Origin of the sequence: Flavobacterium sp., from assembly GCF_043773265.1 — a bacterium.
GTDB lineage: Bacteria > Bacteroidota > Bacteroidia > Flavobacteriales > Flavobacteriaceae > Flavobacterium.
On the sequence record NZ_JAYVFH010000170.1, the window covers coordinates 1 to 7431 of the forward strand.

The 7431-nt window shown below is 27.6% G+C and carries 4 protein-coding genes; all 4 read left to right on the plus strand.

Going from position 1 to position 7431, the window contains the following annotated elements:
• The first annotated feature begins 151 nt into the window (after positions 1-151).
• The 4 genes from ACH2BO_RS09290 to ACH2BO_RS09305 all read left to right on the plus strand — a co-directional run bounded on the left by ACH2BO_RS09290 (position 152) and on the right by ACH2BO_RS09305 (position 6871).
• Complete coding sequence (locus ACH2BO_RS09290) at positions 152-3922, plus strand: AAA domain-containing protein (protein WP_395044470.1); 3771 nt, start codon at positions 152-154, stop codon at positions 3920-3922.
• Between the two features lie 115 nt (positions 3923-4037).
• Positions 4038-4814 carry a DUF559 domain-containing protein gene (locus ACH2BO_RS09295; RefSeq protein WP_395044471.1) on the plus strand — a complete coding sequence of 259 codons (777 nt, stop codon included), beginning with the start codon at positions 4038-4040 and terminating at the stop codon, positions 4812-4814.
• 185 nt (positions 4815-4999) lie between these two features.
• A complete protein-coding gene (locus ACH2BO_RS09300; RefSeq protein ID WP_395044472.1) occupies positions 5000-5731 on the plus strand; it encodes a hypothetical protein in 732 nt (243 codons plus the stop codon).
• Positions 5732-5821: 90 nt separating this feature from the next.
• The gene (locus ACH2BO_RS09305) at positions 5822-6871 is read left to right on the plus strand and encodes a reverse transcriptase family protein (RefSeq protein WP_395044473.1); all 1050 of its coding nucleotides are present in this window, start codon (positions 5822-5824) and stop codon (positions 6869-6871) included.
• Positions 6872-7431 lie beyond the last annotated feature (560 nt).

Below are 7431 nucleotides of genomic sequence, written 5' to 3' on the forward strand. Positions count from 1 at the left end.
TTTTTCTTGCGAAAAAACGCTGTTAACTCCAATCTAATTTCTATATTTGTAATGTTCAGTCTTGAATTTCAAGCCACTGAGCAAAGCCGCAAGACGTTATGTGCAATTTAACCGAGACGACCAACAATAACTGACATTCAGAGAAAAAAGTATGACGCCATTACAAAATCTATTTTACTACATAAGGGACTTGTACAATTCATCGGACACTTGTTTTGACTTTGAAAAAGACAAAAACAATCCAAAATCAAAGAATGTTAACTTTTGGGAAGTTGGAGAACTTTTGACACTTGCTAAAAAATGCGAACAGAAAAACATTGCAGAATTTAGTTTAGCGATTAACAACAATTTAAATCCACTTGACTTTTTACTAAAGTTAAGACGAATTGCAATACCTGACGAACCCAAACAGCCAAAAGAACTTGAAAGTTGGATTGAAATTAATAGAAGTAACGAAATTCCAATACTTACAATTAAACAAGAAATTGAAACAGTTGAAAAATTTGAACAATCGACACAAAGAATAAATGATTTAGAAAAATACAAGGAACAAAGACTAACGTCTTTGTTCGATTTATCTTTACCAAATTCTTTGGTAGATTGGATTGATTTAACAGACAATAAATTCTTGCGAAAACCAGAACTAAAAGTCAAAATAGTTCTTGCAGACAATCCAACACTTTTAAAAATAGCAAACAACTTTCAAAAAGAATTTTCAGAATTCTATCAAAAATTTGAATTGCCTTTTAAGACAAATCGAATTTACGATGCCTTACATACGCTACATTATGAATTAAAAGGAAAAGACAACAAAAGAATTTATATTTCATTTGGTTTAGTTTGTGGAAAAATTGGAAACCAAGACTATAAAAATTTTCTTTTTAATGTTCCATTAAAACTATCTCTTAAAAGCCAAGAATTCAAATTAGAATTTGACACTTTTTCAAGTAAAATATTTTGCGAACAATTTTTTGTGGAATTATTAGATAATCATTTTCAAAATGAAAATCAATTAATAATTGAAGAACGCAAAAAAGATGTTTTACTAAATATTGATAGTTTCAATTCACAGCAACGTGAATTTATTTTTGAAAGTGATTTTATAAGAACTGAATATTTTGACAAAGGGTTAGAAATATTAAGCGTTTTTACTAAAAAACAATATGCCTTTTTCAATGAAGAAACATTAAATTACTCTTTTCAAAAAACACCAATTGAAAATCAATTAACCTTTAGTTTTTCACCAATAATTCAAACCAAAATTATTGAAAGTAAACTTGCTATTTCAAAAGATGCAAATAATATAATCAACAAAATAAATGAATTACAAGCAAGTGGAAATCTTCAACTAATTCCAGATTTTTTCAAAAAACTATTTTCAATAGATGGATTAGAAATTGAAATTGAAACGCAATCAAACACAAACCAATTTCAAAATAATGAAAGTAAATCTCAATCAGCAGATTTTGGAGAAGTAAAACATCGTTCCTTGTTTCCGTTACCTTACAATGAAGAACAATTTGAAATTGCAAAACGATTAAACGAGCAAGATGCAGTAACCGTAAAAGGACCACCAGGAACAGGCAAAAGTCATACTATTGCAAACCTAATTTCTCACTTTGTTGCACAAGGAAAATCTATACTTGTAGTTTCACATAATGCAAAAGCATTAAGCGTATTAAAAGATAAATTGCCAATTGGAATTCAAGAACTTGCTGTTTCGTTAGTAAATGAAGGCAAAGGAAATGAAAGTTTAAAGGGTTCTGTTAATGCTATTATCAGAAATTTGGCACAGAGATATGAAGAGGCAAAAGTTACAGAATTAGAAAGGCAATTAACCAATTTAGAAAGTAATTACGCAAACACGTTAAATCAAATTTACAAAGCAGTTCAAGCAAACACTTTAACGCTTAAGATTTTCAACCCAATAACAAATGAACTTGAAAATAAATCAGCTTACGATTGGGCTGTTTACCATTTTGAACAAACAAATTACGAAAATCAATTCTTAAAAGATACAGTTTCTTACGAAACTGAAACAAATGGCATAGCAGAAAAATTAGTTGATTTAGTAGCAATTGGCAACAATCTCAAAAGAGATGATTTTGAATTAATAAACTTTCAGTTTTTAAATGATAATGCTTTTATTGACTTAAATGAGATTAGGAAATATGATATTAATCTAAAGGAAATTAATGAAAAAATTAATCCATTAGATTACAGTAACATACCAACAAATTCGATAGACGAAAATCTAAAAAATATTATTCTCAATTATGAAAATATTTTTAGAACATTCAAAACAAACTTAATTGCAGAACAGGTATACAAGCATCCTAATTTTAGGCTTGATGTTTTAGTTAATATCATCAACGAAAATGATGGATTAAGAAAACAGATTGAAGTTGCAAATAGTAAACTTTTGTCTTACGAAGTTGATTTGTCAGCAGTTCAAGATACAGACGCTGACATTTTACATCAACAAATAAATCAAATAATTGTAAAATTTGGTCAAAACAAAACACTTAATTGGTTTACTAAAAACACATTAGAAAAACCATTAAAACGTTTTTTTGAGTGTAAGCTGAATTTCAATCCAGTAAATGAAATTGACCAATTTAAAATATTAGAAATCGAAATAAACAGATTAAAATGTTTAAAACAACTTTCTATAACTTTTAATAAATACCTAAATAACTTTGGCATTACGAAGCAAAATAACATTCAAGAAACATTAAAAGAACTTGATTTTACGGTAGAATTTGCAAAAGAAATAATTGAATTTAATTCGCAATTAAAAACAAGAAATTTACCACAAGTTTCAATCACATCTGACGATTTAATAGAAAAAATTAGCTACATCAAGAATGTGAATTATTATGCTGAATTTGTTTCAATCTCAACCTTTTTACAAGAAATCAAACAGAAATTAATTACTCATTCAAAACCACATCCTATAATTTATAAAATTGCAGACGCAATTGAAAATACAGATAGGTCAAGTTACGAACTCTATTTAGACGAATATAGAAAGTGTAGAGAAAAACAAAGTCAATCATTAGCGTTTGAAAAATTGTTAAACGATATTAGCAAAACACTACCTCAAACAGCATTGTTTGTAAAAAATAAATGTTTAATTGATGACCAATACACAATTGATAAAAAAATAATTGAGTTGGATATTTTCAATTTAAAACTAAATGATTTTCTAACTTTTGTAACATCACAAACCAATGGTTCGGAAAAACTTTTAGCCAATCTTCAAACTTTGAAACGAAGTATTGAAAAACAAACAGCAGAAACAATATCATACAAAACTTGGTATCATAAATCAAGAAAAGTTAGCGATACTCAAAAAGCGGCTTTAAATGCTTGGTTAAATGACTTAATTAATATTGGCAAAGGTTACGGAAAAAATACAGCAAGAAATATTGCATCAGCAATAACAAATATGCAAGTAGCAAAAGGTGCAGTTCCTATTTGGATTATGCCACAAGATACAGCAGTTACATTTTTTCCTGATGCTTCACCTGAACAATTTGACTTATTGATTATTGATGAAGCAAGTCAATGTGATATAAGCAGTTTGAATTTAGTTTTTCGTTGTAAAAAATGTTTAATAGTAGGCGATGAAAATCAAACTTCTGTAGTTGCAGACAGAAGTTTATTTACTATTGATAGAACAAATGAACTACTTGACAAATATTTAATATCACATAGATTTAAAACACAGTTTGACGTAAACAATAAAAACAACAGTATTTACACAATCAGTGGAGTTATTTATCCAAACATTGTAACACTTACGGAACATTTTAGATGTTTACCCGAAATCATTGGTTATTCAAACAAGTACGTCTATAATTCTGATATTGTTCCACTAAAAACAGCGACTGAAAAAAACTTTCGGAGAACCAATTGAAATTCATTATGTCGAAGATAATTTAGACGATGAATACAAACCATTAATTGTACAAAAAGTAATTGACGAAATTGAAAATTATATAATTCAATTTCAAGAACAGCAAATTAAAAGATTGCCAACAATTGGAATATTGACTTTAGACAGCAGTAATATAAAACACCAAAATCAACTTATTCGTCAAATATCACAGAATGAACTTATTAAACAATTTGAAGACAAACTTGAATTGCTAATTGGAACGTCAAGAGAATTTCAAGGCGATGAAAGAGATATTATGTATATGACGATTACAGCCAGTCATAGCATTGTTGAAAAAGAAAATCGTTTTGAGATTAAACCACCAAGAGCCGCAACAACTGAAGAATATATGCGAATTTTTAATGTTGCTGCAAGTAGAGCAAAGGAAAAATCTGTTGTTATTCACAGCATCCATCCTGATGCAGTTGGCATTATGAACCAAGATTGTTATAGAAAAAAATTAATAGACTATTACGCCAATATTCAAAATCAAACTAACAAACCTACTTCAACAAAAAATTTACAATCACTATTAAATAAGACAGATGCAAATTCAGGCGATTTTGAAAAAAGCGTTTGCAAATTACTTTACAATAATGGATTAGGAGATTATCTATATCCTCAATTTGAAGTCGGAAAATATTGTATAGACTTTGGACTTATTATAAACAATAAAAAAATAGCAATTGAATGTGACGGTTTCACTTATCATTCAGGCATTGTGAAAATTCAAGAAGATATAAATAGACAATTAATATTAGAAAGAGCAGGTTGGAGATTTTTTAGAATTCAAAGTACAGATTGGTTTTACAAAAACTCAAAAGTAAGTTCAGACCTAATACAATGGATAACCGACAACACAACGGAATGAAAAATAAACTGCACATAACAGGGGTTTGGCAAAAGTGGGGCTTTAGTGCTGAATTGAACATTTGGAATTCTAATAAACATTTGTGCTAAATTGAACATTTGTGCTTCGATTTCCCCACCTTCGCCAAGCCCCAAAACGTTGGCAGAAATTTTGTGAAACCGCGAAAACAGAACTTAAAAATACGAATGAAAAAAACTAACTATTTTTATATTGATGAAGCAGGTCATATAAATAACAACTCAACTGTTTTTATACACGGATGTGTAAAAACAGATTCACCTGAAACTTTATTAAGAACGATAAACGAAATAAAAAATGAAATTTTAAATGATGATTATTTCATAGAAGACATAGAAACTATTGAATTACAAGGTTTTCACGCAGTAGAAAACCATCCAGATGTTAGAAAACATTATTATAAACGTTTACATTATTTTAATTTCAGAGCTTATTTTGTAGTTGTAAATAAAACATCTGATTATTTTAAAAATTTAAAAATTGAAAACGAAGATTATGAAATATTCGAAATGTTTTTAAAAAAACTAATAAATGATAGAATCGAAAGTAACAAGGATGATAAAAATATATTTTATTTTGAAAACATTGAGATTGCGAAAAAATCATTCAAAAATATCCTGAAGGATATTTTTGAATCCTACGATAAATCATATGAACTTGAATATCATATATCTGGTAAAGAATTAATTAATTTGTCAATTATTGATTATTTGAATTACATTCTTTATAGTATCTTGAAAAGTGATAAAAATGATGAAAGAATGGAGAAAAACTTCAATTTAATATCTCCAAAAATTGGTGTTATAAATATCTTAGATAAAAATGTATATTTGAGCAGAAAGAAAACAGATGATAAAAAAATTAATCTAATAAATTTGAAAAGAGAATATAGTGGGTAGTTAGGGTAAAATTATGGATATGAGTTCGTATCCGATTAATAGAATAAATTACTATCTACCTTACCCTAACGCCCACTTAATTTATTAAATATGAATTTACTTCAAGTCAAAACAAAAAGCCAATTTTTATATTTAATTAGATCTAGAGAGACTTTTTTAGATTCTATCAATTCAAAAGAACACATAGTAATAGACCATAAAAACAATCAAAATGTAGATTTCAAAATACTTGAAAATACAATTGCAATTGAAAAGTTTTATATAGAAAAAAGAAATGCAAATTTAGGTTATCGAACTATTCATAAAGCATTAAGTCACGAATTAGAATTTTGTCAAAAAATATTAAATAGTGAGTTATCAAAAATTTACAAACCATTAGAATGCGTTCAAGGCTTTGTCTTTAAAAAAAATATTAAAACAAATGCTTTTGTTCATTTATCACAAAAACAAATTCTTACTTTAGACATAAAAAACTTTTTTGAATCAATAACACAAAATCAAATTATTGAATCATTAAACAAACTAGGAGTAAATAATAATGTTTCTGAATGGATTTCAAATATTGCGTGTGTAAATGGATTTTTAGTACAAGGTTTTAGCACAAGTCCAATATTAGCCAATATTGTTGCACTAGAAATGGATTTGGATATTTTAGAAAATATTGATAAAACAATAAATTATACCCGTTATGCCGATGACTTATATTTTTCAAGTAATTCGAATTCTTTAAATCTTCAAGTTTTAACAACAATAATTAATAAGTATGGTTTTGAACTAAATGAATCAAAAACAAAACTTATGAAAAGAGGTCAAAAACAGTATGTTACAGGACTTTCAGTATTTGATAGTAATTTCCCAAGAATTCCAAAAAAAATTAAACGTGAATTAAGATTAGAAGCATATTACATAAAAAAATACGGATATGAAGAGCACATAATTAAAAAGTTAAAAATAAAAAAATATCAATTAAAAAATCCTGAAATACGAGACTTAATAATGATTGAAGTAATAATTAATAGAGATAGAATCTATGGTTGGTTACACTTTATCAACTCGATTGAACCAAATTTTAGTAAAAAAATCATAGAAGAACTGAAAAAAACTTCTGCCAACAGCGGTTTGCAAAAATTGGGGTTTTAGTCTTGACTTTACACATTGTTTTGTACTTTTGTGATCAGTGATTAATCGAAGTTCAGGCTAACCAAATCCCCAACTTCTGCAAGCCACGAGACGTTGGCAGAAACCTTATGACAATATTGCGCATAAAAAAAACGTTCTTAAAAATATTCCGTAGCTACGAATTGCGAGATTTATTTGTTACTCAAAGAAAAAAACAGATGTAGGAAAAAGAAGTTTGTTTGCCGAAATAAACAAACAAAATTATTTATAAATTTAAAATTTTAAAACAATGAAAAAAGTAAAAACACTTTTATTCGGTGGCTTATTAGCCTCAACATTATTATTTTCTACGCCGTCAAATGCAAGAATTACGGCACAATTTGTACACGTTTTTGAAAACGGCTGTATTGGTACTCATACATACCATTCATCTTTTTCGGATTGTTTACTTGGGAAACTTATGAAGTTGTAGCTTGTTAATAATCTAAATTAATACAAGGTGCTTGCAAGCAAGCACCTTGTTAATTTTAAAAATATGAAGAAAATATTAGTTAATTTATTATTGGAATGAATAATAAAAT

What these genes read in the sequence shown, in the direction of transcription:
- ACH2BO_RS09290 (WP_395044470.1), top strand. Translation starts at nt 152, where the DNA reads ATGACGCCATTACAAAATCTATTTTACTACATAAGGGACTTGTACAAT.
- ACH2BO_RS09300 (WP_395044472.1), top strand. Translation starts at nt 5,000, where the DNA reads ATGAAAAAAACTAACTATTTTTATATTGATGAAGCAGGTCATATAAAT.
- ACH2BO_RS09305 (WP_395044473.1), top strand. Translation starts at nt 5,822, where the DNA reads ATGAATTTACTTCAAGTCAAAACAAAAAGCCAATTTTTATATTTAATT.